26 protein-coding genes are annotated in these 25,901 nt (G+C 70.2%); 2 read left to right on the top strand and 24 right to left on the bottom strand.

Translation table 11 applies throughout. From position 1 onward, the window contains the following. Positions 1-10: 10 nt before the first annotated feature. Complete coding sequence (locus GGQ91_RS08965) at positions 11-697, top strand: peptidase inhibitor family I36 protein (protein ID WP_075380715.1); 687 nt, start codon at positions 11-13, stop codon at positions 695-697. Between the two features lie 9 nt (positions 698-706). On the opposite strand, the gene lpxB is transcribed toward GGQ91_RS08965, so the two are convergent. From lpxB to GGQ91_RS09010, 9 genes are all read right to left on the bottom strand, one after another. Beyond that, entirely contained in the window at positions 707-1,885 is a 1,179-nt protein-coding gene (lpxB, locus tag GGQ91_RS08970) for a lipid-A-disaccharide synthase (RefSeq protein ID WP_043351222.1), read from the bottom strand. Then, positions 1,882-2,745, bottom strand: coding sequence for a UDP-2,3-diacylglucosamine diphosphatase LpxI domain-containing protein (locus GGQ91_RS08975; RefSeq protein WP_043351220.1), 864 nt, complete (start codon positions 2,743-2,745; stop codon positions 1,882-1,884). The genes lpxB and GGQ91_RS08975 overlap by 4 nt, the downstream gene beginning before the upstream one ends. Positions 2,746-2,756: 11 nt before the next feature. Continuing rightward, positions 2,757-3,575, bottom strand: a complete 819-nt coding sequence (gene lpxA, locus GGQ91_RS08980; RefSeq protein WP_043351218.1) for an acyl-ACP--UDP-N-acetylglucosamine O-acyltransferase — start codon at positions 3,573-3,575, stop codon at positions 2,757-2,759. Beyond that, a complete protein-coding gene (gene fabZ, locus GGQ91_RS08985) occupies positions 3,572-4,048 on the bottom strand; it encodes a 3-hydroxyacyl-ACP dehydratase FabZ (protein WP_043351216.1) in 477 nt (158 codons plus the stop codon). The genes lpxA and fabZ overlap by 4 nt, the downstream gene beginning before the upstream one ends. Positions 4,049-4,157: 109 nt before the next feature. After that, positions 4,158-5,219 carry a UDP-3-O-(3-hydroxymyristoyl)glucosamine N-acyltransferase gene (gene lpxD, locus GGQ91_RS08990; RefSeq protein WP_182591801.1) on the bottom strand — a complete coding sequence of 354 codons (1,062 nt, stop codon included), beginning with the start codon at positions 5,217-5,219 and terminating at the stop codon, positions 4,158-4,160. Positions 5,220-5,269: 50 nt separating this feature from the next. Beyond that, positions 5,270-7,840, bottom strand: a complete 2,571-nt coding sequence (bamA, locus tag GGQ91_RS08995; RefSeq protein WP_043351213.1) for an outer membrane protein assembly factor BamA — start codon at positions 7,838-7,840, stop codon at positions 5,270-5,272. A gap of 420 nt (positions 7,841-8,260) precedes the next feature. Then, positions 8,261-9,415: a M50 family metallopeptidase gene (locus GGQ91_RS09000; protein ID WP_043351211.1), complete on the bottom strand. Its 1,155-nt coding sequence runs from the start codon at positions 9,413-9,415 to the stop codon at positions 8,261-8,263. A gap of 166 nt (positions 9,416-9,581) precedes the next feature. Continuing rightward, positions 9,582-11,192: a DHA2 family efflux MFS transporter permease subunit gene (locus tag GGQ91_RS09005; protein ID WP_182591802.1), complete on the bottom strand. Its 1,611-nt coding sequence runs from the start codon at positions 11,190-11,192 to the stop codon at positions 9,582-9,584. Positions 11,193-11,200: 8 nt separating this feature from the next. Further along, a complete protein-coding gene (locus tag GGQ91_RS09010) occupies positions 11,201-12,442 on the bottom strand; it encodes an HlyD family secretion protein (protein ID WP_182591803.1) in 1,242 nt (413 codons plus the stop codon). A gap of 138 nt (positions 12,443-12,580) precedes the next feature. On the opposite strand from GGQ91_RS09010, the gene GGQ91_RS09015 reads away from it, so the two are divergent. Further along, entirely contained in the window at positions 12,581-13,219 is a 639-nt protein-coding gene (locus tag GGQ91_RS09015) for a TetR/AcrR family transcriptional regulator (protein ID WP_179697041.1), read from the top strand. Positions 13,220-13,228: 9 nt separating this feature from the next. On the opposite strand, the gene dxr is transcribed toward GGQ91_RS09015, so the two are convergent. The 15 genes from dxr to GGQ91_RS09090 form a co-directional block, all read right to left on the bottom strand. After that, a complete protein-coding gene (dxr, locus tag GGQ91_RS09020; protein ID WP_043351207.1) occupies positions 13,229-14,407 on the bottom strand; it encodes a 1-deoxy-D-xylulose-5-phosphate reductoisomerase in 1,179 nt (392 codons plus the stop codon). 19 nt (positions 14,408-14,426) lie between these two features. Beyond that, the gene (locus tag GGQ91_RS09025; RefSeq protein WP_043758800.1) at positions 14,427-15,284 is read right to left on the bottom strand and encodes a phosphatidate cytidylyltransferase; all 858 of its coding nucleotides are present in this window, start codon (positions 15,282-15,284) and stop codon (positions 14,427-14,429) included. Positions 15,285-15,304: 20 nt separating this feature from the next. Further along, positions 15,305-15,868: a ribosome recycling factor gene (frr, locus tag GGQ91_RS09030; RefSeq protein ID WP_043351205.1), complete on the bottom strand. Its 564-nt coding sequence runs from the start codon at positions 15,866-15,868 to the stop codon at positions 15,305-15,307. A gap of 115 nt (positions 15,869-15,983) precedes the next feature. Further along, positions 15,984-16,706, bottom strand: coding sequence for a UMP kinase (pyrH, locus tag GGQ91_RS09035; RefSeq protein ID WP_043351203.1), 723 nt, complete (start codon positions 16,704-16,706; stop codon positions 15,984-15,986). 198 nt (positions 16,707-16,904) lie between these two features. After that, positions 16,905-17,048: a hypothetical protein gene (locus GGQ91_RS09040; RefSeq protein WP_158498464.1), complete on the bottom strand. Its 144-nt coding sequence runs from the start codon at positions 17,046-17,048 to the stop codon at positions 16,905-16,907. A gap of 115 nt (positions 17,049-17,163) precedes the next feature. Further along, positions 17,164-18,090 carry a translation elongation factor Ts gene (tsf, locus tag GGQ91_RS09045; RefSeq protein WP_043382788.1) on the bottom strand — a complete coding sequence of 309 codons (927 nt, stop codon included), beginning with the start codon at positions 18,088-18,090 and terminating at the stop codon, positions 17,164-17,166. Between the two features lie 118 nt (positions 18,091-18,208). Beyond that, the gene (locus tag GGQ91_RS09050; protein WP_012320390.1) at positions 18,209-19,276 is read right to left on the bottom strand and encodes a 30S ribosomal protein S2; all 1,068 of its coding nucleotides are present in this window, start codon (positions 19,274-19,276) and stop codon (positions 18,209-18,211) included. Between the two features lie 265 nt (positions 19,277-19,541). Then, positions 19,542-20,282 carry a pseudouridine synthase gene (locus tag GGQ91_RS09055; protein WP_182591804.1) on the bottom strand — a complete coding sequence of 247 codons (741 nt, stop codon included), beginning with the start codon at positions 20,280-20,282 and terminating at the stop codon, positions 19,542-19,544. Then, positions 20,279-21,184: a class I SAM-dependent methyltransferase gene (locus GGQ91_RS09060; protein WP_043351191.1), complete on the bottom strand. Its 906-nt coding sequence runs from the start codon at positions 21,182-21,184 to the stop codon at positions 20,279-20,281. The genes GGQ91_RS09055 and GGQ91_RS09060 overlap by 4 nt, the downstream gene beginning before the upstream one ends. 149 nt (positions 21,185-21,333) lie before the next feature. After that, a complete protein-coding gene (era, locus tag GGQ91_RS09065) occupies positions 21,334-22,332 on the bottom strand; it encodes a GTPase Era (RefSeq protein WP_043351189.1) in 999 nt (332 codons plus the stop codon). After that, positions 22,329-23,108, bottom strand: a complete 780-nt coding sequence (rnc, locus tag GGQ91_RS09070) for a ribonuclease III (protein ID WP_081948668.1) — start codon at positions 23,106-23,108, stop codon at positions 22,329-22,331. Before rnc ends, era begins: the two co-directional genes overlap by 4 nt. Continuing rightward, the gene (gene lepB, locus GGQ91_RS09075) at positions 23,105-23,890 is read right to left on the bottom strand and encodes a signal peptidase I (RefSeq protein WP_091955302.1); all 786 of its coding nucleotides are present in this window, start codon (positions 23,888-23,890) and stop codon (positions 23,105-23,107) included. Before lepB ends, rnc begins: the two co-directional genes overlap by 4 nt. A 191-nt stretch (positions 23,891-24,081) precedes the next feature. Beyond that, the gene (gene acpS / locus GGQ91_RS09080; RefSeq protein ID WP_043382779.1) at positions 24,082-24,492 is read right to left on the bottom strand and encodes a holo-ACP synthase; all 411 of its coding nucleotides are present in this window, start codon (positions 24,490-24,492) and stop codon (positions 24,082-24,084) included. Then, the gene (locus GGQ91_RS09085) at positions 24,489-25,238 is read right to left on the bottom strand and encodes a pyridoxine 5'-phosphate synthase (RefSeq protein ID WP_043382776.1); all 750 of its coding nucleotides are present in this window, start codon (positions 25,236-25,238) and stop codon (positions 24,489-24,491) included. The genes acpS and GGQ91_RS09085 overlap by 4 nt, the downstream gene beginning before the upstream one ends. 312 nt (positions 25,239-25,550) lie before the next feature. Further along, positions 25,551-25,901: transketolase C-terminal domain-containing protein (locus tag GGQ91_RS09090; protein ID WP_281375034.1), on the bottom strand; the 351-nt coding region annotated here is incomplete at its 5' end.

Here is a 25,901-nt window from a genome sequence, read left to right on the forward strand (position 1 = left end):
GGGGCGGACCATGGGTGCGGTCGTGCTGGCGGATCCGGGCGGCGGGGCGCGTTCCGGCTCCTGGCGTCGCTTCGCCCTGCCGGCGCTCCTCGTCCTCGGCTGGGTCGGCCTGTTCGCCTACAGCGCGGCCTACCTGACCGAGGACCTGCCGTTTCGCCCGACGGCGCCGGAGGCCAGCCCCTCCGCGGGGGGCGCCGCCGGTCCGCGCGCCACGGCGCGGCGGGTCGTGATGCTCGACGCGCCCGACCCGGGTGCCCCTGCGGAAGATCCGCCCGGCCAGACCGCCATGGCGGCGCCCACGGCGCCGCCGCCGCCCCAGGCGGCCACCGCGATGCCGGGCGCCGCGGCGAATGCCCGTCCGGCGCCGCACCCCGCCCCGGCCCCCGCCCCGACCCCCGTGGCGGCCGAGTATGTCGGCGTCTGGGGGCCGACCCCCGAAGCCTGCGGGACCCGATCCCGGCGCCGGGGCTACATCCCGGCCACGATCACGCAGGATCGCGCCCGCGCCGGCCGCACGATCTGCCTCTTCCACGACATGCGACGGGTCGGCAGCGCCTGGGTCGCCGCCGCCGAGTGCAGCGACCGTGGCCGGCGCTGGTCGTCGCAGGTCCGCCTGCTGGTGGATGGCGAGCACCTGACGTGGTCGAGTAATCGCGGGACATCGACCTACACCCGCTGCAGTCGCCGCGCCGGCTGAGCGGCCCCGTCACGCCCTCGGATCGGACGCGTGGCGCTCTGCGGCGCGCAGGACGATGCGCGCGGCGGCCCGGCTCGGCGTGTCATTCGCGGCGAGCCGCATCAGCCCGTCGATCCGGGCGAGGGCAGCGAGCTGTGCGTCGCGGCCCGCACCGCCTGCCAGGAGCGACCGCACGGCGCCTGCCAGGCGCTCCGGCGTGCAGTCGGCCTGGACGAATTCCGGCATGGCGTTCTCGGCCAGGATCAGGTTCGGCAGCACGATGCTCGGGACCTGGATCAGCCGGCGGGCGATGAATTCCTCCGCCCGCGAGACCTTGTAGGCGACGACCATCGGGACGCCCGCGAGGGCGAGTTCCAGCGTGACCGTGCCGGAGGCGGCGAGCGCCGCCCGGGCCTCCCGGAAGGCGGCGTATTTCGGCGCCTCGCCGGTGACGATGCGGACGGGCACCGTCCACTCCGCGGAAAGCCGCTCGATCAGCGCCCTGTGACGCGTCACGGCGGGCAGCACCGCCTCGACCGCGAGGCCTTCCGCCACCCGCGCCAGCGCCGCACCGAAGACCGGCATCAGCCGCTCGATCTCGGACCGGCGGGACCCCGGCAGCAGCACGAGGCTGTAGGGAACGGACTCGCGCCGCCGCTGCTCGGATGCGGTGGGCCGCAGTTCCGGAAGGCGCTCGATCAGCGGGTGTCCGACATAGGTGCAGGGCGGCCCGCAGAGCCGCAGATGCGCGTCCGGCTCGAAGGGCAGCAGGGCCAGGACGTGGTCGATGAACGGTCGCATCCCCTTCGCCCGCCAGGGCCGCCACGCCCAGACGCTCGGCGACACGTAATCGATGATCGGGATGCCGGGGGCCACCTTGCGCACCCGCCGCGCCACCGCGTGGGTGAAACCCGGACTGTCGATGATCACCAGCACGTCCGGCCGGGCGTCGACCGCCGCCGAGACGGTTTCGCGGATGCGCCGGAGCAGGGTCCGGGCCCGGGCGAGGACCGGCAGATAGCCCATCACCGCCACGTCATCGAGGGGGAACAGGGATGCGAACCCCGCCTCCGCCATGGCCTCGCCGCCGACGCCGCCGAAGACCACGTCGGGCGCCGCCTCGCGCAGGGCCCGCATCAGCTTGGCGCCGAGCTGATCGCCGGAATCCTCGCCGGCCACGAGCCAGATGGTCCGGGGCCGGCCGGTCACGGCGTCCCTCCGTAGCCGACGACGAAGAGACCGAGGCGGTCGGCTTCCGCGGCCGTGGCCACCCGGTCGATGACCAGGGTCCCGCCGGCCTCCAGCGCCAGGCCGACGCAGCCTGCCTGGGCCGCGTTGCGCACGGTGCGCGGTCCGATGGCCGGGAGATCGATGCGGCGGTCCTGGCCGACCTTGGGGGCCTTCACCAGCACGGTGGCGGGCATCGCCCGCCCGAACCCGAACGGACGGCGCCCCAGGGCCCGCGCCCGGGCCAGCATGCGATCGGTGCCCTCCGGCCCCTCCACGGCCAGGATCCGGTCGCCGGCCAGGGCCACAGCCTGTCCCAGATCGTAGGGCGAGAGGGCGTCGAGGACCCCGCGCCCGGCGCGGATCGAGGCGGCCGCCTCGGCATCCGGAATCCGGCGCCCGATGGGGCCCTCCGGGCAGAGCAGGTCCGGCGCGGCCTCGTGGACGCCCACGACCCTGTGGCCGTCCTCTTCCACCAGCGTGACGGCGGCGCGCAGGAGGCGGTCGTCGCCCCCGCCGGCGATCGCCCGCAGGGCCTCCCGGTTGCGCAGGGCGGCTCCGGCATTGAGGATCGCGGCCGGGCTCGGCCGTGAGACGCCGCCGGCCGGTACCACGACCGTCGGCCCCCAGCGCCGCAGAAGCTTCAGGGTGGCGGCGAGGTCGAGCAGGTCGACCGTGGCGTCGGCACTGGCCCGCAGGGTCGCCCCCGTGAAACCGCGCAGGGCGATCACGCGGAAGGGGCGGCGCGCCCGGCGCAGCGACTCGGCGACGAGTTCCGGCAGCCGGCCGGCCCCGGCGATCAGGACCAGGGCCCCCTCGGGGTGCGGATCGGCCTCGGTCACGGCCCGGCCGCTCAGGCGGCGCTGATGGGCGTCGGGATCTCGCGCGGCGTGCAGATCGAGCGCTTGCCGCCGAGGCGGATGAAGTCGAGGATCTCGCGGACCGCCGCGTGGGATTCGAAGGTCGCGGCCACGTCCTCCACCCGCTCCATCAGCGTGCCCTCGGGCGCGAAGAGCAGGCGGTAGGCGCGCCGCAGGGCGTGGATGTCGTCGCGGGCGAAGCCGCGGCGCTGCAGCCCGATGATGTTGAGTCCCGACAGGTAGGCCCGGTTGCCGAGCACCATACCGTACGGGATGCAGTCGTTCTCCAGGCCCGACAGGCCGCCCACGAAGGCGTGCGCACCGACGCGCGCGAACTGGATCACGGCGGCGCCGCCACCCAGGATCGCGTAGTCGCCGACGCTGCAATGGCCCGCCAGCATCACGTTGTTGGAGAAGATCACATGCGCGCCCACCCGGCAGTCGTGGCCGACATGCGAATTCGCCAGGAAGGTGCAGTGATCGCCGACCACGGTCTCCAGGCCGCCGCCGCTGGTGCCCGGGTTCATCGTCACGCCCTCGCGGATCAGGCAATCGGCGCCGATCGTCAGGGTCGAGGCCTCGCCCCGGTACTTCAGGTCCTGCGGCTGGTGGCCGATCGACGCGAAGGGGAAGATCCGGGTGCGGGGGCCGATCGTGGTGCGGCCCGCCAGGACGACGTGACTGATGAGTTCGCAATCCGGCCCGAGCACGACCTCGGGGCCGACATGGCAGAAGGGGCCGATCCGGGCCCCGTCGCCGATCCGGGCGCCGGACTCGATCACGGCGCTCGCATGGATGAACGGCGCGGTCACTCCGTCACCAGCATGGCGCTGATCTCGGCCTCGGCGACGAGGTTGCCGTCGACCCGGGCCTCGCCGCGGAACCACCACATGGTCCGGCGCTGATTCAGCTTCGTCATGTGGAAGCGCACCTGGTCGCCGGGGGTGACGGGCTTGCGGAACTTGCACTTGTCGATGGTCATGAAGAACACCTGCTTGGTGTTCCGTCCGTCCGCCCGGATGTGGCGGCAGCAGATCGCGCCTGCCGTCTGCGCCATGCCCTCGATCAGGAGCACGCCCGGGAAGACCGGCATGTCCGGGAAGTGTCCCATGAACTGCGGCTCGTTCGCCGTGACGTTCTTGATCCCGACACAGGACTCGTCCCGGTCGATCTCGACGATGCGATCCACCATCAGGAACGGGTAACGGTGTGGCAGCAATTCCAGCAACGTCTGGATATCGGCTATGCCCAGCTCGGTGCCGGTCTCGCGCGCCGCCTCACTCATCGAAATCCGCACCTCGACTTGCCGCCCGGGGCGGCTTGCAATCCGGCCGCTCTTGGCGGGCCGAACGCCCTCTTCGGAAGAAATCGCCGGAAGCGCAAGGCCTTCCCGGTCAGGTGTCCTCGCCGCTCAGGTCCTTGCCGCCGCGCTCGGCGAGGCGGGCCAGCGTCGTCAACTCCCGGAACCAGGCCCGGACCGGCTTGGCGGGCGTTCCGCCCCAGCGGCTGCCCGGCGGCACGTCGCGGTTGACGTTGGACGAGCCGGCGATCTGCGCACCGCGGCCGATGCGCAGGTGGCCGACGACGCCGACCTGCCCGCCGAGGACGACGTAATCCTCCAGGGTGGTCGAGCCCGAGATGCCGACGCCCGACACGATGACGCAGTGCCGCCCGATCACGACGTTGTGGGCAATCTGCACGAGATTATCGATCTTGGTCCCCTCCCCGATCACCGTGTCGCGCGAGGCGCCCCGGTCGATCGTGGTGTTGGCGCCGATCTCGACATCGTCCTGAACGATCACCCGCCCGACTTGCGGAACCTTGAGGTGGCTGGCGCCCATGGCGAAGCCGAATCCGTCCTGGCCGAGGCGCGCACCCGGGTGGATGATCACCCGGTTCCCGAGCAGGGCGTGGCTGAGCGTGGTGCCGGCGCCGATCGCACAGTCCCGCCCGATGCGGACGCCGGGACCGATCACGGCATTCGGCCCGATCACCGTTCCTGCGCCGATCTCGGCACCCGGCCCGACGACCGCGCCGGGATCGACCGTGACGCCGTCCTCGAGCCGGGCTTCCGGATGGACATGGGCGCCGGACGCGACGCCGCGGACGGCGAACTGGGAGCCGGGACGCAGGGCATCGGGATGCAGACGGCCGAGCAGGGCCGCATAGGCGCGGTAGGGATCGCGGCTGATGAGGGCGACGGTGGTCGCGGGACAACGTGCCGCGAACCGGGGGGAGACCAGACACACCCCCGCCCGCGTCGCGGCGAGCGCGTCGCCGTAGCGGGCATTGTCCATGTAGGCGAGGTGCTCCGGACCGGCACTCTCCAGGGAGGCCGCGCCGCTGAACCGGCGTTCCGGATCCGCTCCGTCGGGGAGGCTGGCGCCGGCGGCTGCCGCGATCTCGGCCAGGGTGAGGCCATCGGCGGCGGCGGTGAAGAAGATGGGATCTGACATGCTCAATAACGCGCCGGCCGGGACAATCCGGCCGGCGCGCGCAATTTTTATCAGAAGCGCGAGCCGCCGGAGAAGCGGAACGCCTGGACCTGATCCGCGCCGATATGGCCGAACTTGCCGAGGATCGGGACGAACACCTTCTGACCCTCATCCTTCGACAGAGCGTAGGCGTAGTCGAACCGGATCGGGCCGAGCGGCGAGTTCCACAGGATGGACGCGCCGATCGAGGAACGGATCGCCGCCGTGTCGCGAACGTTCACGCATTCCGGCTCCACGCCGATCGTGAAGGCGTTGAAGTTGCACTTCCCGGTCGTCGGCGAGATGCCGTTGATGAAGGCGTCGCCGTTCACGTTGAAGTTCCGCTGGCCGTGATAGCCGAACAGCGTGCCGGCATCGGCGAAGAGCGCGCCCTTCAGGCCCAGATCCCGCGGAATGAGGGGCAGCGGGAATTGAACTTCGAGGGTACCGCCGACGTAGGTCGAACCGCCGATCGCGTTCGAGCGGGCATCGGCGATGCCGACGTCGCGCGGACCGATGCCGTTCGGTGCGAAGCCGCGGACCAGCGACGGGCCGAGGAAGAACTGGTCGGTCACCCGCAGCGGGTCGTTGTTGAGCGACGAGATGTGGCCGCCCTGGAAGCGGATGAAGCCGACGACGTCCTCGAAGATCTCCTTGTAGTACCGCGCATCGGCCGTCACGCGGAAGAACTTGGAGTCGCCACCCAGGCCGGCGACGTCGGGCTTCAGCTCGGCGTAGAGGCCGTTGCGGGGCGCGCCAATCACGTCGAGGGTCGAGTAGGCGAGCGTCAGGCCGGCCAGCGAGGTCAGCGTGTTGCCCTGCGAACCCTTGATGGCGATCGAGGCTTCGCCGTCATACGCGCAGTTCGGGTAGATCGCCTGGCCGCCGATGTTCCGGCCCGTATTCGGGTCGATCGTGCCCGCCGCGTAGGTGGCGGTGTAGCCCGGGATCGGGATCGAGCAGTCGTTGTACGGCCGCTTGAGGGTGTTCGGGACCTTCAGCTCGGTATTGTACAGCGAGTAGCGCAGCGTGATGCCGAACTCCTCGGTGATCGGCAGGCCGAGGCGGAGCTGGCCGCCATACACCGTGGTCTCGTAGCGCGAGTACCGGGTCAGGTCGGAGTACTTGTAGAAGGCGTCGAAGCCCGCTGCCAGCCGGTAGCCGAGGAAGTACGGCTCGGTAAACGAGAAGTCGACGCCGCGCGAGTACTGGCCACCCGTACCGGCCAAGCGGACGTACTGGCCGCGGCCGAGGAAGTTCGACTCGGAGACCGAGACCTCGCCGATGATGCCGTCCTGGGTGGAGTAGCCGCCCGCCACCGAGAACGAACCCGTGGGCTGATCCTCAACGTCGATGTTGATGACCACGCGGTCCGGGGCCGAGCCCGGCTCGTTGGAGAAGCGGACCTTCTTGAAGAAGCCGAGACCGTTCAGGCGCCGCTCGGCGCGGTCGGTCAGCACGCGGTTGTAGGCGTCGCCCTCGGCGATATCGAGCTCGCGACGGATGACGTAGTCGCGGGTCCGGGTGTTGCCGCGGATGTTGATGCGCTCGACGTAGACGTGCGGGCCGTCCTCGACCACGAAGCCCAGGGAGACCTGATGGCTGGCCGGATCGCGCTGCCCGGTCGGGCGGACCTGCGCGAAGGGGTAGCCGGCGCGGTTGACCTCGCGGGTGACGTTGTTGAGCGTCTTCTCGACGTCGTCGGCGTTGTAGATGTCGCCCACGGAGGTGGCGATGTCGGTGTCGAGCTTCGTGGTGTCGAGGCCCGGCAGGCGCGAATCCACCTGGACCGCGCCGACCTTGTACTGCTCGCCCTCGTTCACCGTGATGGTGATGACGTAGCCGGACTTGTCGCCCTCGACGTAGCGCGCGTCGGCGCTGACCACCTGGAAGTCGGCGTAGCCGTTCTTCAGGTAGTAGCGGCGGACTTGGTCGAGGTCGTTGGTGATGCGGTCGGGATCGTAGACGTCGGAGGTCTTGATGAACGACAGGAAGTTCATCTCCGAGGAGCTCATCAGCCCCTTCAGCGTCCGCTCCGAGTAGGCGTTGTTGCCGACGAAGTTGATCGAGAGGATGCCGGTCTTATCGCCCTCGTCGATCTGGTAGATCACGTCGACGCGGCCGTTGGGCAGGTCGACCGTCCGGTAGGTCACCTTGGCGGTGCCGCGCCCGAAGCGCTTGTAGACGTCGCGGATGCGGGCGAGGTCGGCGTTGATGATCGCCTCGCTGTACGGGCCGCGGGCCTTGGCCTCGACGATCCCCTCAAGGGTCGCCTTCTCGACCTTCTTGTTGCCCTCGAAGACAACGCGGTTGATCAGGTTGTTCTCGCGGACCGTCACCACCGTGCGGCCACCCGACTGGGCGACCTTCACGTCGGAGAACATCCCGCTCGCGAGCAGGTTGCGGCGGGCCTCCTCGGCGGAGCCGGACGCCGTCCCGGTCACGTAGGACCGGATCGTGTCGGCATCGACGCGCTGGTTGCCCTGGACGACGATCTGCTGCGCCTGGGCGGCCCCGCTCAGGACAACGCCAAGACCCGCAGTGACTAGGACGATGGTTTTCCGCACCGACTTACGTCGGGGCTTCCCCGTCAACGACATCATGCAATCGCCCGTTTCTGTTCTGGTCGCGGGGGTTAGCCCGTCACAGGCGACCGTTGATCGGCCGTCCCGTCACCTGGTCCAAGCGTGGCTTCGGTCCAAGCGTAGCTCTTACCGGGATTCCCCAGCCAAGCAAACGCGCGGGAGGCCATCGTCAGGGGATTTTGGGGGGTCGTGGCCTTCGCGCCACTTAACGGTGCGGTCAGCATGAAGACAAACCGAAGATCGTGGTGAACGCCACGTAAATGTCTGGACTGTCGGAGGTTTTCAGACCCGATCGCGATCCCGTGAACACGATCTTAACCCGGTTTCACCCCGTCGGAGCGGTGCCATCCGGGCGGCGTCCGGGCGAGACCGCGGCGGGATTGGGGCAGCCTTTCCGGTGGAGATCCGGCGGAATCACAGGATCCCGCCGGCCCCCAATCAGGTGTTCCGCCAGGAGGCGCCGAGATTGAGGATGTCGTTCCAGGCGGCGAACAGCATCAGCATCAGCACCAGGGCGAGACCGATACGGAATCCGATCTCCTGGGCCCGCTCGCTGAGCGGACGGCCGCGCACCACCTCGAAGGCGTAGAACAGCAGGTGTCCGCCATCGAGCAACGGCACGGGGAACAGGTTGAGCAGGCCGATCGAGACGGAGAGCAGCGCGATGAGCCCGACCAGACCGCCGACGCCGCCGGTCTTGGCGACCTCGCCGGAGACGCGGGCGATGCCGATCGGACCCGAGAGCTGGTCGGCGGATTCCCGGCCGGTGACGAGCTTGCCGAGATACGAGAAGGTGCGCTCGACGACGAAGTAGGTCTCCTTCACGCCGAGATTGAGCGAATCGAGCGCCCCGTAAGTCACGAGGCGGGCCTCCGAGCCCGCGGGCGACCGGATGCCGAGCCGGCCGATCCGGTGGCGGCCGAACGGCGTCTTCTCCTCGAAGGTGGCGGGCGTCGCCTGGATCGTGATGGGCTGGTCGTTGCGCTCCACCGTGAAGGTCAGCGGCGTCCCGGCGCTGCCGGTCACCGTGCGGTACATGGCGTTGAAGTCACCGATCTTCTCGCCGTCGATGGCGGTGATCACGTCGCCGGGCTGGAAGCCGGCCTGGGCGGCGACGCTGTTCGGCTCCACCGACGAGACCCGGGCGGGCAGCTCGTAGCGGCCGCCCAGCCAGATCGCGCCGGCGAAGAGCAGGATCGCCAGGATGAAGTTCGCCACAGGGCCGGCGGCGACGATCGCCGCGCGCTTGGACACGGGCTGGGTCGGGAAGCTGATCGCCCGCTCCTGCGGGCTCATCCGGGCGACGGCCTCGGGATCGGGCATGCTGGCGCCGTTCACGTCGCCGTGGAACTTCACGTAGCCGCCGAGGGGGATGGCGCAGAGCTTCCAGCGGGTGCCGCGGCGGTCGTTGAAGCCGAACAGCTCGGGGCCGAAGCCGAGCGAGAAGGCGTGAACCCCGACCCCGCACCAGCGCCCGACCAGGAAGTGGCCCATCTCGTGCACGAACACCACGACGGTGAGCACGAATAGGAACGGAATCACTGCGCCGAAGAAGCCGCCGGCGGTTCCGCCCATCGCGTTGAGGAAGTCCATACGCCGTATCCTGGCCGTCTCGGCGCCGGCTTCTCGGGCCGGCCATCCGCCCTGTCTAGCAGATCGGCGGGTCCGACCGCCAACGCAATCCTGCGGGGCGGCTGCGGAACGTCGCACGCGCGGTCCGATTCCGCACCCGCCGACCGCCCGGGATCGGGGCAGCCCGTCAGTGGCCGGCCCCGCCGCCCGCACCGGCCTGGGGCCGCCGGATCATGGGAACGGCGCAGGCCATCGCCAGGAACAGGACCGTCAGCGCCAGGAATACATCCTCGAAGGCCATGACCAGGCCCTGGATCCGCACGGTGTTGGTCATCGCCTTCAGCGCCATGCCCGACGCGGCACTTCCATAGGCCTCGAAGCCGCGCTGCATCGTGTCGAGGCGCTCCAGGGCGGCCGTGTTCGCCCAGGTGAAGCGCTCGTGCAGCCGCGCGAGATGGAGGTCCCACCGGTCGTTGAGGATCGTGTTGATCAGCGCGAGGCCGACCGCGCCACCGAGGTTACGGGTCAGGTTGAACAGCCCCGACGCGTTCTTCATCCGCGCCGGCGGCAGCGTTCCGAGCGCGATGTTGTTGATCGGGATCATGCACAGCATCAGCGAGCAGCCGCGCAGGATCTGGGGCAGGAGCAGCTCGTAGAAGTCCCAGTCCTTGGTGAGGCCGGTGACGATCCACGTGCCGCAGGCGAAGCCGACGAAGCCGATGCCCATCATGATGCGGGGATCGACCTTGCCCGAAAGCCGGCCGGCGATGGGGGCGGTGGCGAACATGCACAGGCCTGAGACGAACATCGTCTCGCCGATCATCAGCGCCGAGTAGCCGCGCACCCGGGCCAGATAGACCGGATAGATGTAGGTCAGCCCGTAGAGCCCGATGCCCAGGACGAAGCTCGCCACGCACCCGCTGGCGAAGTTCCGGTCCGAGAAGGCCCTCAGATCGACGATCGGCTGCTTCGCCGTGAAGACCCGCCAGAAGAACAGCAGCGCCGACGTCCCGCAGATGACCGCGCAGGCGAACACCGCCTCGTCCTGCAGCCAATCGTGGTTCGGTCCCTCCTCCAGCACGTATTCCAGGCAGCCGAGGAAGCCGGCCATGAAGGCGAGACCGGCCCAGTCGAACGATTTGATCAGGCCGTAATTGGGCTCGTCGAAATCGACCAGGATCCAGGTCGAGACGGTCACGAAGATGCCCGGCACGACGTTGATCAGGAACAGCCAGTGCCACGACATGAGATCGGTGAGATAGCCGCCCACCGTCGGGCCGATCGTCGGCGCCAGCGTCGCCACGAGCCCGATCATCGGCGACACGATGGTCCGCTTCGAGGGCGGGAAGATCGTGAAGGCCGCCGCGAACACGGTGGGGATCATGCCGCCGCCGATGAAGCCCTGGAGCGCCCGCCAGACGATCATCTCGCCGATCGACGAGGAGGTGGCGCACATCAGGCTCATCAGGGTGAAGCCGCCCGCCGAGATGGCGAACATCCAGCGCGTCGAGAGCACCCGCGACAGGGTGCCGGAGAGCGGGATCGAGATGACCTCGGCGATCAGGTAGCTGGTCTGGACCCAGGGGATCTCGTCGCCGGAGGCCGAGAGGCCGGCCTGGATCTCGTTCAGGGAGGCCGAGACGATCTGGATGTCCAGGATCGCCATGAACATCCCGAAGACCATGCAGACGAACGCCACCATGCGGCGGCGGTCGAGGGGCGGCTCGGCGGCGCGGGCCGTCGCACCGCGCGTCGGGGCGGCGGCATCGCCCGCGGAGGTGGCGGCACTGGCGGCCATCGCGGGTCTCAGCGGCTCGCGGTGTTGACCGGCCGCGGCGCGGAGGCGCGGTCGAGGACGGAGCGGTCCGCGCCGGTGCGGGTATCGACCCGCACCACCGCCGACAGGCCCGGCCGCAGCAGGCCCTCGCGGGCGACCTCCTCGGGCACGCGCACCCGGACAGGCAGGCGCTGAACGATCTTGGTGAAGTTGCCCGTGGCGTTGTCGGGCGGCAGCAGGCTGAACACCGAGCCGGAGGCCGGCGAGAACGATTCCACCACGGCGTGGATCTCGCGGTCCGGATAGGCGTCGACCGTGACGGTCACGGGCTGGCCGGGACGCATGCGCTCGACCTGGGTCTCCTTGAAGTTTGCGTCGATCCGGACGCTCTGGAGCGGGACGAGCGCGGCGATCCGCGTGCCGGGCCCGACATAGGCGCCGGCCTCGACGGCCTTGTTGCCGACGACCCCGTCGAAGGGCGCGCGGATCACCGTGAAGTCGAGGTCGCGGCGGGCCCGGTCGACGGCGGTGCGGAGTTCAGCCGCGAGGCTCTCCGCCTCGCGCTTCTGCGCGTGGAGGACGTCGACATTGGCGCGGGCCGCGACGAGGCCGGCCTCCATGGCCTTGACGGAGGCCTCGGTGCGGTCGCGGTCGGCGCGGGTCTGGTCGATGCGCGACTTGGCGACGTAATCCGCCTGCATCTGCATCGACCGGGTGAAATCGGCCTGGGCGCGAACGGCGTCGGCGCGGCTCGCGTCGAGCTGCGCGGCGGCCTGGGCGACCTGCGCCTGGGCCGCCTCGGCTTGCCGGGCGATCCGCGCGATGGTGCTCTCCTGCGTGGCGAGCTTGTCCTGCGCGGCCTGGAGCGCGAGGCGATAGTCGCCGTCGTCGAGCTGGGCGATGACGTCGCCCTTCTTCACCGCGAGGCCGTTCACCACCGGGACCGACTGGAGGTAGCCCGGGATCTTGGCCGCGAGGACGGAGATGTCGGCCTGGACGTAGGCATCGTCGGTCGAGACGAAGAACCGCCCGACGGTCCACCACTGCCACCCTTCATAGGCGCCGCCGCCCAGGGCGGCCGTCAGGAGGCCGAGCAGGAGGAGCCGTTTGACGGGGCGCTTGCGCGCCGGGACCGCCTCGTCCGGCACGGGCTTCGGCAGAGGTGCCGTGACTGAGGCCTGCGCAGGATGCTCCGCGCGCTCCTCGTCTCTGGCCTCGATTCCGGCCTCGAGACCGGAATTGAGCCGATCCGCGTCCTCGCGAAGGGACATATCAGCGCCTCGACCTCAATGACCGAACGGTTCGGTCAATAACAAGGCACGGCTTGACGTGCCTCCGCAGAAGCCGCAGATTATGTTGACCGAACGGTTCGGTCAAGCGTGGCGGCGCCACGGGCGCGGAGCGGGATGATGGCTCAGGGTGCGGTTCTGGAGCGGGGTCAGGCCCAGCACGAGGGCGACAAGCGGCAGCAGATCCTCGAGGGTGCGCGGATTGTTTTCCTGTCGGCGGGATTCGACGGTGCCAGCATGGGCGAGATCGCCCGCGCGGCCGGCGTCTCGAAGGGCACGCTCTACGTCTATTTCGAGAGCAAGGAGGCGCTGTTCGAGGCGCTGACGACGCAGGAGAAGGCCAGCCTCGCCGAAGCCCTGTTCACACTCGATGCGGATGATCCCGACGTGCCGGGCGTGCTCACGCGGCTGGGGGTAAGCTTCCTGACCGAGATGTGTCGGCCGGAACATGTCTCGCTGGTCCGCATGGTGATCGGTGCGAGCGAGAAGTTTCCCCGCTTCGGGCAGGTCTACTATCAAGCCGGTCCGGCCTGCGGCGTCGACCGCCTCTCCCGCTATCTCGACGCGCAGGTCCAGGCGGGACGCCTGACCATCGCCGACACCGAACTCGCGGCCCGACACTTCCTGCACCTCTGCCAGGCCGGTCTGCTGACGCGCCTGCTGTTCGCGGCAGGCGGCATCGCCGGCGAGGCCGAGATGCGCCATCAGATCGACGAGGCGGTGCGGGTGTTCCTGGCCGGCTACGGCCAGGCGCGCTGAGGCGGGGGTTCAGCCGGCGGCGCGCAGCTCCGGCAGGGCCTCGGCGCTCCAGATCCGGACGTGGGCGTCGATGGCGAGCGCCTCGTCCACGTCGGCCGGTGCGGTGCGGTATGAGCCGGCGAAGTGCGTGCAGGCGCGCTCGACCAGATCGCTGATCCCGTAGAAGCCGATCCGGCCGGCAATGAAGGCCGCCACCGCGATCTCGTTGGCCGCGTTCATCACGGTCGGCGCCGCGCCGCCGGCGGCCAGCGCCGCCCGGGCGATCCGCAGGCAGGGGAAACGCGCCTCGTCCGCCGCCTCGAAGGTGAGCGAACCCAGCGTCACGAGGTCGAGGGGCCGACCGCGCTCGATGGTGAGCCGGTCCCCGAGCCCGAGGCAGTGCGAGATCGGCACGCGCATGTCGGGCAGCGCCAGCTCGGCGGTCACCGCCCCGTCGAGCCAGTAGACCAGGCCGTGGATCACCGATTGCGGATGCACCACGACGTCCAGGCGCTCGGGCTCGATCCCGAACAGATGGTGCGCCTCGATCAGTTCGAGGCCCTTGTTCATCAGGCTCGCCGAATCGATGTTGATCTTCATGCCCATCGACCAGGTCGGATGAGCGGCCGCCTCGGCCGCGGAGGCGGCGGCGATGCGCTCGCGGGTCCAGGTCCGGAACGGGCCGCCCGAGGCCGTGATCATCATGGTGCGGACGTCGGCGAGCGGCCGGCCGGCCAGCGCCTGGCTCAGGGCGTCGTGCTCGGAATCCATCGGCAGGATCGTGGCGCCGTAGCGGGCAGCGTCGCGCATGAAGGCGTCGCCGGCGCAGACGAGGCTTTCCTTGTTGGCGAGCGCGACCTTGCGGCCCAGCCGAAGGGCGGCGTGGGTCGATTTCAGCCCCGCCGCCCCGCTCACCGCCGCCACGACGATGTCGGCGTCGCGGGCGGCCGCCTCCATGACGGCGGCCTCCCCCGCCCCGCTCGGGATGCCGGAGCCCGACAGGGCCTCGGCGAGGGCCGGGCCGGCGGATTCATCGGCCAGTGCCGCGAAGGACGCATTCAGCTCCCGCGCGACCTTGGCCAGGGCGACGGGATCCTTGCCCCCCACCAGGGCGCCGGCCCGGAACCGGTCGGCATGCTGGGCGAGGAGGTCGGCGGTGGAACGGCCGATCGAGCCGGTGGCGCCGAAGACGGTGACGACCTGGGTCACGGGTTCAACTCCCTCATCGTCACGCGATCAGACCGCCCCCGCGCAGGGCGAGATAGAGGGCCGCCAGCACGGCGACCGCGAAGAATCCGTCGAGCCGGTCCATGACGCCACCATGGCCCGGGATGATCTTTCCGGAATCCTTCACGCCGTAATGGCGCTTGAGACCGGATTCGATCAGGTCCCCCGCCTGACTCAGGACGGAGGCGAGCGCGCTGACGCCTGCCACAACCGGCAGGGAGGCGGCGCTGGGCAGAGGCATCCCGGCAAGGTCGGCGACCACCGGGACCAGCGTCCCGGCCGCGACCGCGCCGACTAGGCCGCCGAGGGCCCCCGACCACGTCTTGTTGGGCGAGACCCGGGGCATCAGCTTCGGGCCGCCGATCTTCCGGCCGGCAAAATAGGCAGCAATGTCGGTGGACCAGACCACCGCAAACATCCAGGCCGGACCGACGAGACCGATGGCGGGATCGTCGCGCAGGGCCACGGGCACCGCCGCGATCGCCGCCGCGCCGAGCACACCGGCGAACGCGCGGAACCGGCCCCCAGGCGTCCGCGCCACCGTGGCGCAAGCCGCGGCGCCGAGTACAAGGACAGCGATGCAGGCCGGTGTCGGGGCACCGCCGCGCTGGCAGAGCAGCAGGGCGCCCAGCGTCGCAGCGCCCAATGCGATCAGAACCTCGCGGGGCTCGGTGCGGCTCATCACCATCCACTCGCCGAATCCGATGATGCCGGCGGCGAGCCAGATCCCCGCGAAGGGCCAGCCCCCATAGACGAGTGCGGCCAGCACGCCGGCCCCGAGCACGAGGCCCGAGGCGACGCGCAGCCACAGCTCGCGCCGTCCCGAGGGACGCGCGGCCGGTGCGGCGGCGGCGGTCACGCGCGTCCCGTCCCTTCGCCTCAGACCTGCATGATCTCCTTCTCCTTGGAGGCCAGCACGCCGTCGATCTCGGCGATGAACTGGTCGGTCGCCTTCTGCACGTCGGCGGCCTGGCGCTTCTCGTCGTCCTCCGAGATGGCGCTGTCCTTCAAGAGCTTCTTCAGATGGTCGAGGCCGTCCCGGCGGACGTGGCGCACGGCGACGCGGGCCTCCTCGGTGTACTTGTGGGCGACCTTGACCATCTCCTTGCGGCGCTGCTCGTTCATCTCGGGGATGCGGAGCCGGATAGTCTGCCCCTCGGTCTGCGGGTTGAGTCCGAGATCGGATTCGCGGATCGCCTTCTCGACGGCGGTGACCATGCTGCGGTCCCAGACCGAGATCGACAGGAGCCGAGGCTCCGGCACGCTGACGGTGGCGACCTGCGCCATCGGCATCATCGATCCGTAGGCATCCACCTGGATCGGATCCAGAAGCGACGGCGTAGCGCGCCCGGTGCGCAGCGAGCCGAGATCCTTCGAGAGCGAGGACACGGCGCCCTGCATCCGGCGCTTGAGGTCGTTGAGATCGAATTCCGGTGTGGCCATGGTGGTCGTCCCGAGACGTCTGACGGTATCTTGAGCCCGGCGCGGGCAATCGCGGCCTCAATGGACGAATTTTTTCAGGGCCGCAAACGGTCGCGGCGGCATCACCGCCGCGTCGTCAGGGCGCCACGAGGGTCGAGGGGGCCTCGCCCGACAGGATGCCGGCAATCGAGCTCGGCGGATGGAGCGATCCGACGAGGATCGACAGCCGGCTCTCCCGGGCCAGCGCGAAGGCCGCCGTGTCCATCACCTTGAGATCGCGGGCGATGGCCTCGTCATGGGTGATGCGGTCGTAGCGGGTCGCGCTCGGATCCTTCTTGGGATCGGCCGTGTAAACGCCGTCGACCTGCGTCGCCTTCAGAACCGCGTCGCAGCGCAATTCGGCGGCGCGCAGGACGGCGGCGGTGTCGGTGGTGAAGAACGGGTTCCCGGTGCCGCCCGCGAGGACGACCACCTGCCCCTTGTCGAGGTGGTGCAAGGCCGGCTGGCGGGCGTAGGTCTCGCAGATGGTCGGCATCGACACCGCCGACATGGTGCGGGCCTGGACGCCCGCGGCGTTCAGGGCGGTCTCGATAGCCAGGGAATTCATGACGGTGGCCATCATCCCCAGCGAATCCCCGGTGGCCCGGTCGATCCAGCCGGCCGCCGAGATCCGCGCTCCGCGGATCATGTTGCCGCCGCCGACCACGATGGCGATCTCGGCGCCGGCCTCAATGGTACGGGCGATGTCCTCGGCGAGCCCCGCCAGGGTCGGCGGATGCAACCAGTACCCGTCAGGGGCTGCGAGAGCCTCGCCCGATAGCTTCAGCAATATCCGGCGAAACGGCGTCGTATCCGGCATCGGGTTTCCCGGCTCCATCCCGCGTCGCGCAAACCGGGAGGCTTCTACGTCAGGCGCGGGAGTTCCGTCGAGGGGTTCGGGCCGATCCGGCGGGGCACATCGGTCGAATCATACGGGAGAGATGGCCCAATCCCGGGAGGACCATCCGTCAACGAGCGAGGCGCCGGCCTGATCGTGGATCAGGCCGGCGCCCGGTTTTCAGCTGCCGGTCAGGACGCCGACGGCGCCGAGAACGGTCATAACGAGACCTGAGGCGAACACGCCGATCATCAGGTAGGAGAAGGGTTTCAAAGGCATGGGCACGACATAGCGCAGCGCCGCGAAACGGCGTGTGCGCCGCAACACGGTCCGGCGTGGAACGCTTTGGCGCGCCCGAAAATGCGAAGCCCCGCCCGGCTCGCGCCGGACGGGGCTCGTCTCTCTGCGGCCCGGCGCGCCGGGCGATCGCGGACGATGATCAGGCGCGGCCGGCCTGCTGGGCGACCTCGGTGGCGAAGTCCGGCCCCTCCTCCTTCTCGATGCCCTCGCCGAGGGCGTAGCGCACGAAGCCCGTCAGGGTGACCGGACCACCGACCTTCGAGCCGGCCTCCTTGAGGACCTGGCTCACCGTCTTCGAGCCGTCGTGCACGAAGGGCTGCTCCAGGAGGGTGACCTCCTTGTAGTAGCTCTTCAGGCCGCTCTCGATGATCTTGGCGAGCACGTGGTCCGGCTTGCCGGCGTTCTTCTCGCGCAGGATGTTCGACTCGCGCTCCACCGTGGCGGTGTCGACGCCCGAGGCGTCGAGCGCCACCGGGTTGGTCGCCGCGACATGCATGGCGATCTGGCGACCGAGGGCCGAGAGCGCCTCGACGTCGCCCTCGGACTCGAGAGCCACGAGCACGCCGATCTTGCCGAGTCCCTCGGAGATCTGGTTGTGCACGTAGGAGGCGATCACGCCCTTCTTGACCTCGAGCTTGGCCACGCGCCGCAGGTTCATGTTCTCGCCGATCGTGGCGATCAGGTTCTGCAGCTTCTCGGAGACGGTCTCGGTGGCGCCCGGGAAGTGAGCGGCCTGCAGACCCTCCAGCGTGCCGTCGGTGTTGAGCGCGATCTTGGCGGCCTCGCGGACGAAGGCCTGGAAGGCGTCGTTGCGGGCGACGAAGTCGGTCTCGGAGTTCACCTCGACCACGGCGGCGTGGTGGCCGGCGGACTCGACGGCCACGAGGCCCTCGGCGGCGACGCGGCCGGCCTTCTTGGCGGCCTTGGCGAGACCCTTCTTGCGCAGCCAGTCGACGGCGGCCTCGATGTCGCCCTGCGTCTCGTTGAGCGCGCCCTTGCAGTCCATCATGCCGGCGCCGGTCTTCTCCCGGAGCTCCTTCACCATCGCGGCGGTGATGTTGGCCATGGCGGTCCCTTTCGTGTGGTCTGGATGCGAGAGGCCCGGCGCGCGGGTGAGCGGCCGGGCCCGGTATGCCTGGAACCGCGACGGCCCGATGACGGTGCCGCCGCGGAGTCCCGATGGATCAGGCTGCGGCGGCGGCCTCGACGAAGCCACGGGCCTGCGAGACCCACGAATCGCGGTCGATGCGGCCGTTGAGCTTCAGGTCGGCGTCGACCTTGGCAACGTCCTCGGGGGTCATCGCGGCGAGCTGCCAGTAGTGGTAGATGCCGGCGTCGTTCAGCTTCTGGACGATCTGCGGGCCGGCGCCGTTGAGCTTGGTCAGGTCGTCCGGCGCGCCGCGCGGGGCGGCGAGCAGCTCGAAATGCTCGGTCGACTCGGCGAGCATCGCCACGTCGGCCGGATCGAGGGCGTCGGACTCGACCGTGACGGCCGCGTCGTCGTTGGCCGGCAGCTCCTCGGCCATCGGCTCCTCGGAGGCGCCGAGATCCATGCCCGACGAGCCCTGGGCGCGCGAGATGCCGTCGATGGCGGCCTTGGCGATCAGGTCGCAGTAGAGCGCGATGGCGCGGCCCGCATCGTCGTTGGCCGGGACGATGTAGCTGATGCCGTCCGGGTTGCAGTTCGTGTCGACGATGGCGGCCACCGGGATGCCGAGGCGGTTCGCCTCCTTGATCGCCAGCTGCTCCTTGTTGGTGTCGATCACGAACAGCAGGTCGGGGACGCCGCCCATGTCCTTGATGCCGCCGAGCGCCTTCTCGAGCTTCTCCTTCTCGCGGGAGAGCATCAGGCGCTCCTTCTTGGTCAGGCCCGGGCCGCCGGTCTCCAGCGTCTCGGTGACCTTGCGCAGGCGCGAGATCGAACCCGAGATCGTCTTCCAGTTGGTGAGCATGCCGCCCAGCCAGCGGGAGTTGACATAGTACTGGGCCGAGCGCTTGGCCGCCTCGGCGATCGTGTCGGCCGCCTGACGCTTGGTGCCGACGAACAGCACGCGGCCGCCCTTGGCGACGGTGTCGCTCACCGCCTGCAGCGCCTGGTGCATCGCCGGCACGGTCTGGGCCAGATCGATGATGTGGATGTTGTTGCGCGTTCCGAAGATGTAGGGCTGCATCTTCGGGTTCCAGCGGTGCGCCTGGTGACCGAAATGCGCCCCCGCCTCGAGGAGCTGACGCATAGAGAAATCGACGGCCATGTCTGTGTACTCTCCGGTTATATCCGCCGCGGAGGGATGCGGCCGGCCGAGATCTCGGACGACCACCGGAAACGCCTCATTCAGGCATGAGGCCGGCTCCGCGTGTGGGATGGGCCGGCGCTTAGCAGAGGCCGGGTGCGAAGGCAAGGCGCGGAACGGGGCCCGCGCGATCGGCATCCAGGCCCCCGCCGTCGTCGGCGCAATCGTCAGTCTTGCGTCAATCTTGCCCGGTCGCCGCGCTGGTCGCCCTCGAACACGGGACGGCTCACGCAGCCGCAAACACCGCCGCCACGTCCCCGGCGGTCATCACCCGGTAATCCCCCGCCGCCAGATCCGCCGGCAGGTCAAGGCCGCCGACCCGATCCCGGTGCAGGGCCGTGACGTGGTAGCCGATGGCGGCGAACATCCGGCGGACCTGATGGTAGCGGCCCTCCGTCAGCGTCACCGCGCAATGCGTGGCATCGGCGACGTCGAGGTGCACCGGCAGCAGCGGGCGGTCCTCACCCTCGAGCATCAGCGTGCCGGCGGCGAAGACCGCCGCCTCCCCGCCGCTCAGCGGCCGGTCGAGGGTGACACGGTAGCGCTTGGCCACCTGCGCCTTCGGGCTGATGATCCGGTGCAGCAGAGCGCCATCGTCGGTCAGCAGCAGGAGACCCGAGGTCTCCTTGTCGAGCCGCCCGACGGTCGAGAGCGGCGGGTCACGGCGGCGCCAGCGCTCCGGCAGAAGCCCGTAGACCAGCGGACCGGCCTCCTTGTGCGAGCAGGTCACGCCGAGCGGCTTGTGCAGCATCAGACACAGGCCGGGCAGCGGATCGACGGGCGCGCCGTCGATCGTCAGCCGGTCCGGCAGATCCGGGTCGAGGGCGATCCGGTCGCCGGCATCGACCAGATCCGCGCCATCGAGGCGGATCGCGCCGGCGCGGGCGAGGGTCTGGATCTCGCGGCGCGAGCCGTAGCCGAGATTGGCGAGGAGCTTGTCGAGCCGGACGGACTTGGCTGCGCTCACCGGCGCGCCTCGTAGACGCGGAAGCCGTTCGCCTGCACGGCAACGGAGACGCTCCGGAACGCCGCGCGCAGGGGCGCCTCGTAAGGCAGATGCGCGTTGGCCACGAGCCAGAGCGTGCCGCCCGGCCGCAGAACCTCGGATGCCCGGGCGATGAATGCGCGGCCGAGGGACGGGTCCTCGGTTCCGGCCTCGTGAAACGGCGGATTGGTGACGATGAAGTCGAGCTGGTCCGGTACCACGCCGGGCGTCCGGACATCCGCCCAGTGGATCGTGGCCCGCGGGTCGGCGACGTTGCGCCGGGCCATCTCGACGGCCCGGCGGTCGATCTCCACCAGCGTCAGGGCGGTGACCGCGTCCGAGCCCAGCACCGCTCGGGACAGGATCCCGAGGCCGCAGCCGAAATCGGCGCCGCGGCCCTTGAAGGCCGGCAGATTCGCCAGGAGCAGCGCCGTGCCGGCATCCAGCCGGTCCCACGAGAAGATTCCGGGCTGCGTGCACAGGGCGAGGTTGTCGACATGGCGCGGACCGCCCTCGTCGATCGCCTCGGCGAGGCCAGCCGGCTCTGTCGGGCGCTCCGCCGTGCAGATCCGGTGATGCCGGCGCGGCTGGTCTGCGGCGGCGCAGCCGAAGGTCGTGAGTTCCTTGGCGAGACGGGTGCCGCCCCGGTCTTTCGGGGCCAGGGCGACCATGCGCCCGCCCGGCCCGAGGGCGCGCAGCACCTGGGCCAGCACGTAGCGCCGCTCGACCGTTCCGGGCGGCGCGAGCACCGTGGCCGCGTCGAGGCTGTTCTCGGACAGATCCTCCAGCCGTGCGGCGCCGGGGATCATGGGGGAAAGCTGGACGGCGTCGCCGGGAACCTCAGCGAGGTCGGCCGGCGGCAGGCCGTAGACGGCATGGCGCATGAACGGTTCGGGATCTGGAGAGCCAACGCCGGAACGCGAATCCGCGGCGGAGCGGGGCAAGCCCGCGCCCGACTCGGTTCATCCGGGGGAACACCGCGTTTATACCGGAACCGGCCGGGAAGCCCAGCCTCCCGGGCGCGGCCCCGTCGTCAGCCGCGCGGGAATTCGAGGCCCATCTCGCGGTAGCGGGCCGGATCGTCGGCCCAGTTCTCCCGCACCTTCACGTGCAGGAACAGGTGGACCTTGGCGTCGGCCGCCTCGGCGATCTCGACGCGGGCCGCCTGCCCGATCGACCGGATGGTCTGGCCGCCCTTGCCGAGCACGATGGAGCGCTGGCTCTCCCGCTCGACGAAGATCGTCTGCTCGATCCGAACCGACCCGTCGGGCCGGATCTGCCACTGGTCGGTTTCCACCGTCGAGCGATAGGGCAGTTCCTCGTGAAGCCGGTCGTAGATCTTCTCGCGGGTGATCTCGGCGGCGAGCATGCGCAGCGGCGCGTCCGAGACCTGATCCTCCGGATAGAGCCAGGGGCCCGGCGGCATCCGGGCCGCGAGGGCGCGGCGCAGATCGTCCACGCCGTCGCCGTTCAGCGCCGAGATCATGAAGGTCTCGGCGAAGGGCGCCGCGGCGTTGAGCTTGGCGGCGAGGTCGAGCAGGCGCTCGCGCGGGATCAGGTCGATCTTGTTGAGGATCAGCAGCTTCTCGCGCTTCACCTCGCCGAGCCGCCCGAGCACGGCCTCCACCTCCGCATCGACGCCCTTGCGCGCATCGACCAGCAGGCAGACCGCGTCGGCATCGGCGGCGCCGCTCCAGGCCGAATGCACCATCGCCCGGTCGAGGCGGCGCTTGGGCGCGAAGATGCCGGGGGTGTCGACGAGCACGACCTGGGCCGAGCCCTCGATGAGGATGCCCCGCACCAGCGCCCGGGTCGTCTGCACCTTCCGGGAGACGATCGAGACCTTGGTACCGACGAGGTTGTTGAGCAGGGTCGACTTGCCGGCATTCGGCACGCCGATCAGCGCGACGAATCCGGCCCGGGCGTCGGCGGGCGTGCCCGGGAGCATGGACGGATCGCGCGCGGGCTCCTGGCCCGGCATGGCGCCGGGGCCGTCCTGCGCGTCGTGATCGTCCGGTTCGTGCGTGTTCATGCTGTCTCCGTCGGCCCCGCATCCGCGGAGGCTCCGATTCCCTCTCGCTCCATCAGCGCCCGGGCGGCGGCCTGCTCGGCGATCCGCTTCGAGGTGCCGTCGCCGAGGCCGGGCTCGAGGCCCTCGACCTGGACGGCGATGCGGAACCGGGGCGCGTGGTCGGGACCCGTGCGTTCGACCACCGCATAGGTGGGGATCGGCAGGCTGCGGCCCATGGCCCATTCTTGCAAGGCCGATTTGGCGTCACGGCCCCGTGCCGCAGCCGTCGGCTCGCCCGGGCGGAAATGCGCCTCGACCACCGCCCGGGCGGCGTCGAAGCCGGCGTCGAGGTAGATCGCCCCCAGGATCGCCTCGCAGACGTCGGCGAGGATCGTCTGATTGCGCCGGCCGCCACCCATCACCTCGCCCTGGCCGAGGATCAGGTGCGGTCCGACCTCCCAGGACGCGGCCACAACCGCGCAGGTCTCACGCCGGACCAGAGCGGCGAGCCGCCGGGAGAGATCGCCCTCGTCGGCCTCCGGAAAGGCGCCGTAAAGGCGATCGGCGACCGCGAGCCCGAGCACCCGGTCGCCGAGGAATTCCAGGCGCTGGTAGCTGCCGCCCCGACCGCTGGATTTGCTGGTATGGGTCAGGGCACGGGTGAGCAGGTCCTGATCGGCGAAGCTGTGCCCGATCCGCTCCTCGAGCGCGCTCAGGGGCGGCCGCGGCTTGTGGGCCCGACGGGATCGGGCGTTGGCCCGGGGCTGCGCGGCGTCGTCCAAGTCCGGACCGGTCAATGGATCGTCGTGAACAGGCGCGACCAGCGCACGTGGGCCGGCCAGTTCCAGACCTGCCACGCCGGGGTCCCCTCGTCGATCGAGAAGAAGATCATCTCGGCGCGCCCGACCAGATTGGCGAAGGGCACGTAGCCGACATTGGCGAGGTCGCGCGAATCGGTGGAGTTGTCGCGGTTGTCGCCCATCATGAAAAAGTGACCGGGCGGGACCGTGTACAGCTCGGTCTTGTCCCAGAAACCATTGTCGCCGTCGCGCTCGATCACCCGGTGGGCCACGCCATTGGGCAGGGTCTCCATATATTGCGGCACCTTGGTGGGCTGCCCGTAGGGATCGGTCGTCTCGTAATCGGCGATCCGCTCGCGCTTGACCGCCTTGCCGTTGATGTTGAGCACGCCGTCGATCATCTGGATCTTGTCGCCCGGCAGGCCGATCACGCGCTTGATGTAGTCGGTCGAATTGTCCTTGGGCAGCTTGAACACCGCGATGTCGCCGCGCTTCGGATCGGCGCCCCAGATCCGGCCCTCGGCCTGAATCGGAATGTATTCCGACAGCGGCAGCGAGTACTTGGAGTAGCCGTAGGAATATTTCGATACGAACAGGTAATCGCCGATCAGCAGGGTCGGCACCAGCGACCCTGAGGGGATGTTGAACGGCTGGAACAGCAGCGTCCGCACCACCAGGGCGATCAGCAGCGCCTGGATGCCGACCTTCAGCGTCTCGCGGATGCTGGCCCAGGTGCCGGTCTCGGCGGGTTTCCTGAGCGGCTTGCCGTCGTAATCCACGCGCGCGTTCCGTCTTTGGTTGAGGTTCGTCACCTGCCGCCAGCGGGGCGCAGCCCCGCCGCGCGCGGCTTGCTGATGTGCGGTTGGCCCGAGGAATGCGCCGCAATCGTGTCCGCTGTGAGCGGCGGTCTAGACCATGCGCGAGCCCCCCGCAACGCGCGACCGGGGCCGGCTAATCCGCGATGGCCGCCTCAACCGGCGACAGAGACCGGCAGGGCTTCAATGATCACGAAGGCTTGTGCCATCGGTGGATCGTCCGTGAGGCTCACATGCAGGCGCGCCGCGTGTCCGGCCGGCAGAAGGTCCGCGAGCCGCGCGGCCGCACCGCCCGCCAGCCGGAGGGTCGGCTGTCCGGAGGGCAGGTTCACCACCTCCATGTCGCGCCAGAACACGCCGGCGCTGAAACCCGTCCCCAGCGCCTTGGCGCAGGCCTCCTTGGCGGCGAAGCGCCGGGCGTAGCCCTCGGCACGGGCGGCCCGCCGGTCGCAGCGGGCCCGCTCGCCCTCGGTGAAGACCCGGTGGGTGAAGCGCGCGCCGTGCCGCTCCAGGGTCCGGGCGATCCGACGGATGTCGCAGAGATCCGACCCAATCCCGACGATCATGCGAGCCGGGCCCGATCCATGGCGGCCCGCATGTCGCGCACCGCTTGGTCGAGCCCCACGAAGATCGCGTCGGCGATCAGCGAATGGCCGATATTGAGCTCCCGGATCTGCGGCAGCGCCGCCACCGGCCCGACGCTGCCGAGGGTCAGCCCGTGACCCGCATGGATCTCCAAGCCGAGGCCGGCCCCGTGCTCGGCTGCGCGCCGGAGGCGGGCGAGTTCGTGGGCCGTGCGGCCGTCATCGTCCTCAAGGGCGGCCTCGCAGTAGCTGCCGGTGTGCAACTCGACCACCGGCGCCCCCAGGGCATGGGCGGCGTCCATCACCGCGGGCTCCGGCTCGACGAACAGCGAGACGCGGATACCGGCTTCCGCGAGGGTCCGGATGCGCGGCGCGAGGTGCTCCCGGCCGCCGACGATGTCGAGCCCGCCCTCGGTGGTGCGCTCCTCGCGCTTCTCCGGGACGAGGCAGGCGGCATGGGGCCGCGTGGCCAGCGCGATCGCCACCATCTCGTCGGTGGCCGCCATCTCGAAATTGAGCGGCACGGACAATCCGCGCTTCAGCGCGGCGATATCGGTGTCGCGGATATGGCGCCGGTCCTCGCGCAGATGCGCGGTGATGCCGTCGGCGCCCGCCTCGACGGCGAGCAGCGCCGCCCGCACCGGGTCCGGGTAATCGCCGCCGCGGGCGTTGCGGACGGTCGCGACGTGATCGATGTTGACGCCGAGGCGCAGCTTTTCGGAGGTCATCCGCTCGTTCGTCCCCGTGTCGGCGCGATGCGACAGGCTTACCGGCAGGGTTCGGAAGGCGCGGCGCGCCCTCACCCCGTGTCGGCGATATGCGGAGGATCGCGCGCGCCGGCAAGACGGCCGGGGCCGCGACACTTACCGATCGGCTGGCGCGCCCGTCATCGCGGAAGACGGCGATCCAGGGGACGAGGATCGTCACTCCGGGGATCTGGCGCCGCCGGGATTGGCGGCGCCGAGGGAGCAAGATCCCTGGGCGGGCCTTCCCGACAGGCGTCCCGCCCGGTCATCGAAGGGGCCGAAGGGCCCTCCCGCTCAGGCGAGGCGCAGGCGCGACCGGCCGTCCTTCCGCTCGGGCAGGGCATCGAGGACCGCCTTGACGATGGCTTTGGCGTCGAGGCCGGCCTCGGCGTACATCTTCTCGGGGCTGTCGTGGTCCTGGTAGGTGTCCGGCAGCGTCAGTGTCCGCACCCGGACCCCGCCCGCGTCCAGCGCCCCCGTCTCCGACAGCAGGTGCAGCACCATCGCGCCGAACCCGCCCCGCGAGCCCTCCTCGATCGTCAGCAGGACTTCGTGGTCCCGCGCCAGATCCAGGATCAGCGCCTCGTCCAGCGGCTTGGCGAACCGCGCATCCGCCACCGTCACCGCCACGCCCTGCTCGGACAG

This window comes from Methylobacterium fujisawaense (genome assembly GCF_014138435.1).
Lineage (GTDB): Bacteria > Pseudomonadota > Alphaproteobacteria > Rhizobiales > Beijerinckiaceae > Methylobacterium > Methylobacterium fujisawaense.

Bases quoted from the DNA above. Each gene is read 5' to 3' on its own strand.
- GGQ91_RS09050 (WP_012320390.1), bottom strand. From the start codon at position 19,276: ATGGCCGTCGATTTCTCTATGCGTCAGCTCCTCGAGGCGGGGGCGCAT.
- GGQ91_RS08965 (WP_075380715.1), top strand. From the start codon at position 11: ATGGGTGCGGTCGTGCTGGCGGATCCGGGCGGCGGGGCGCGTTCCGGC.
- GGQ91_RS09015 (WP_179697041.1), top strand. From the start codon at position 12,581: ATGGCTCAGGGTGCGGTTCTGGAGCGGGGTCAGGCCCAGCACGAGGGC.
- bamA (WP_043351213.1), bottom strand. From the start codon at position 7,840: ATGATGTCGTTGACGGGGAAGCCCCGACGTAAGTCGGTGCGGAAAACC.
- fabZ (WP_043351216.1), bottom strand. From the start codon at position 4,048: ATGAGTGAGGCGGCGCGCGAGACCGGCACCGAGCTGGGCATAGCCGAT.
- GGQ91_RS09060 (WP_043351191.1), bottom strand. From the start codon at position 21,184: ATGCGCCATGCCGTCTACGGCCTGCCGCCGGCCGACCTCGCTGAGGTT.
- acpS (WP_043382779.1), bottom strand. From the start codon at position 24,492: ATGATCGTCGGGATTGGGTCGGATCTCTGCGACATCCGTCGGATCGCC.
- pyrH (WP_043351203.1), bottom strand. From the start codon at position 16,706: ATGCCGGATACGACGCCGTTTCGCCGGATATTGCTGAAGCTATCGGGC.
- GGQ91_RS09085 (WP_043382776.1), bottom strand. From the start codon at position 25,238: ATGACCTCCGAAAAGCTGCGCCTCGGCGTCAACATCGATCACGTCGCG.
- GGQ91_RS09005 (WP_182591802.1), bottom strand. From the start codon at position 11,192: ATGGCCGCCAGTGCCGCCACCTCCGCGGGCGATGCCGCCGCCCCGACG.
- GGQ91_RS09000 (WP_043351211.1), bottom strand. From the start codon at position 9,415: ATGGACTTCCTCAACGCGATGGGCGGAACCGCCGGCGGCTTCTTCGGC.
- era (WP_043351189.1), bottom strand. From the start codon at position 22,332: ATGAACACGCACGAACCGGACGATCACGACGCGCAGGACGGCCCCGGC.
- tsf (WP_043382788.1), bottom strand. From the start codon at position 18,090: ATGGCCAACATCACCGCCGCGATGGTGAAGGAGCTCCGGGAGAAGACC.
- GGQ91_RS09010 (WP_182591803.1), bottom strand. From the start codon at position 12,442: ATGTCCCTTCGCGAGGACGCGGATCGGCTCAATTCCGGTCTCGAGGCC.
- frr (WP_043351205.1), bottom strand. From the start codon at position 15,868: ATGGCCACACCGGAATTCGATCTCAACGACCTCAAGCGCCGGATGCAG.
- lpxD (WP_182591801.1), bottom strand. From the start codon at position 5,219: ATGTCAGATCCCATCTTCTTCACCGCCGCCGCCGATGGCCTCACCCTG.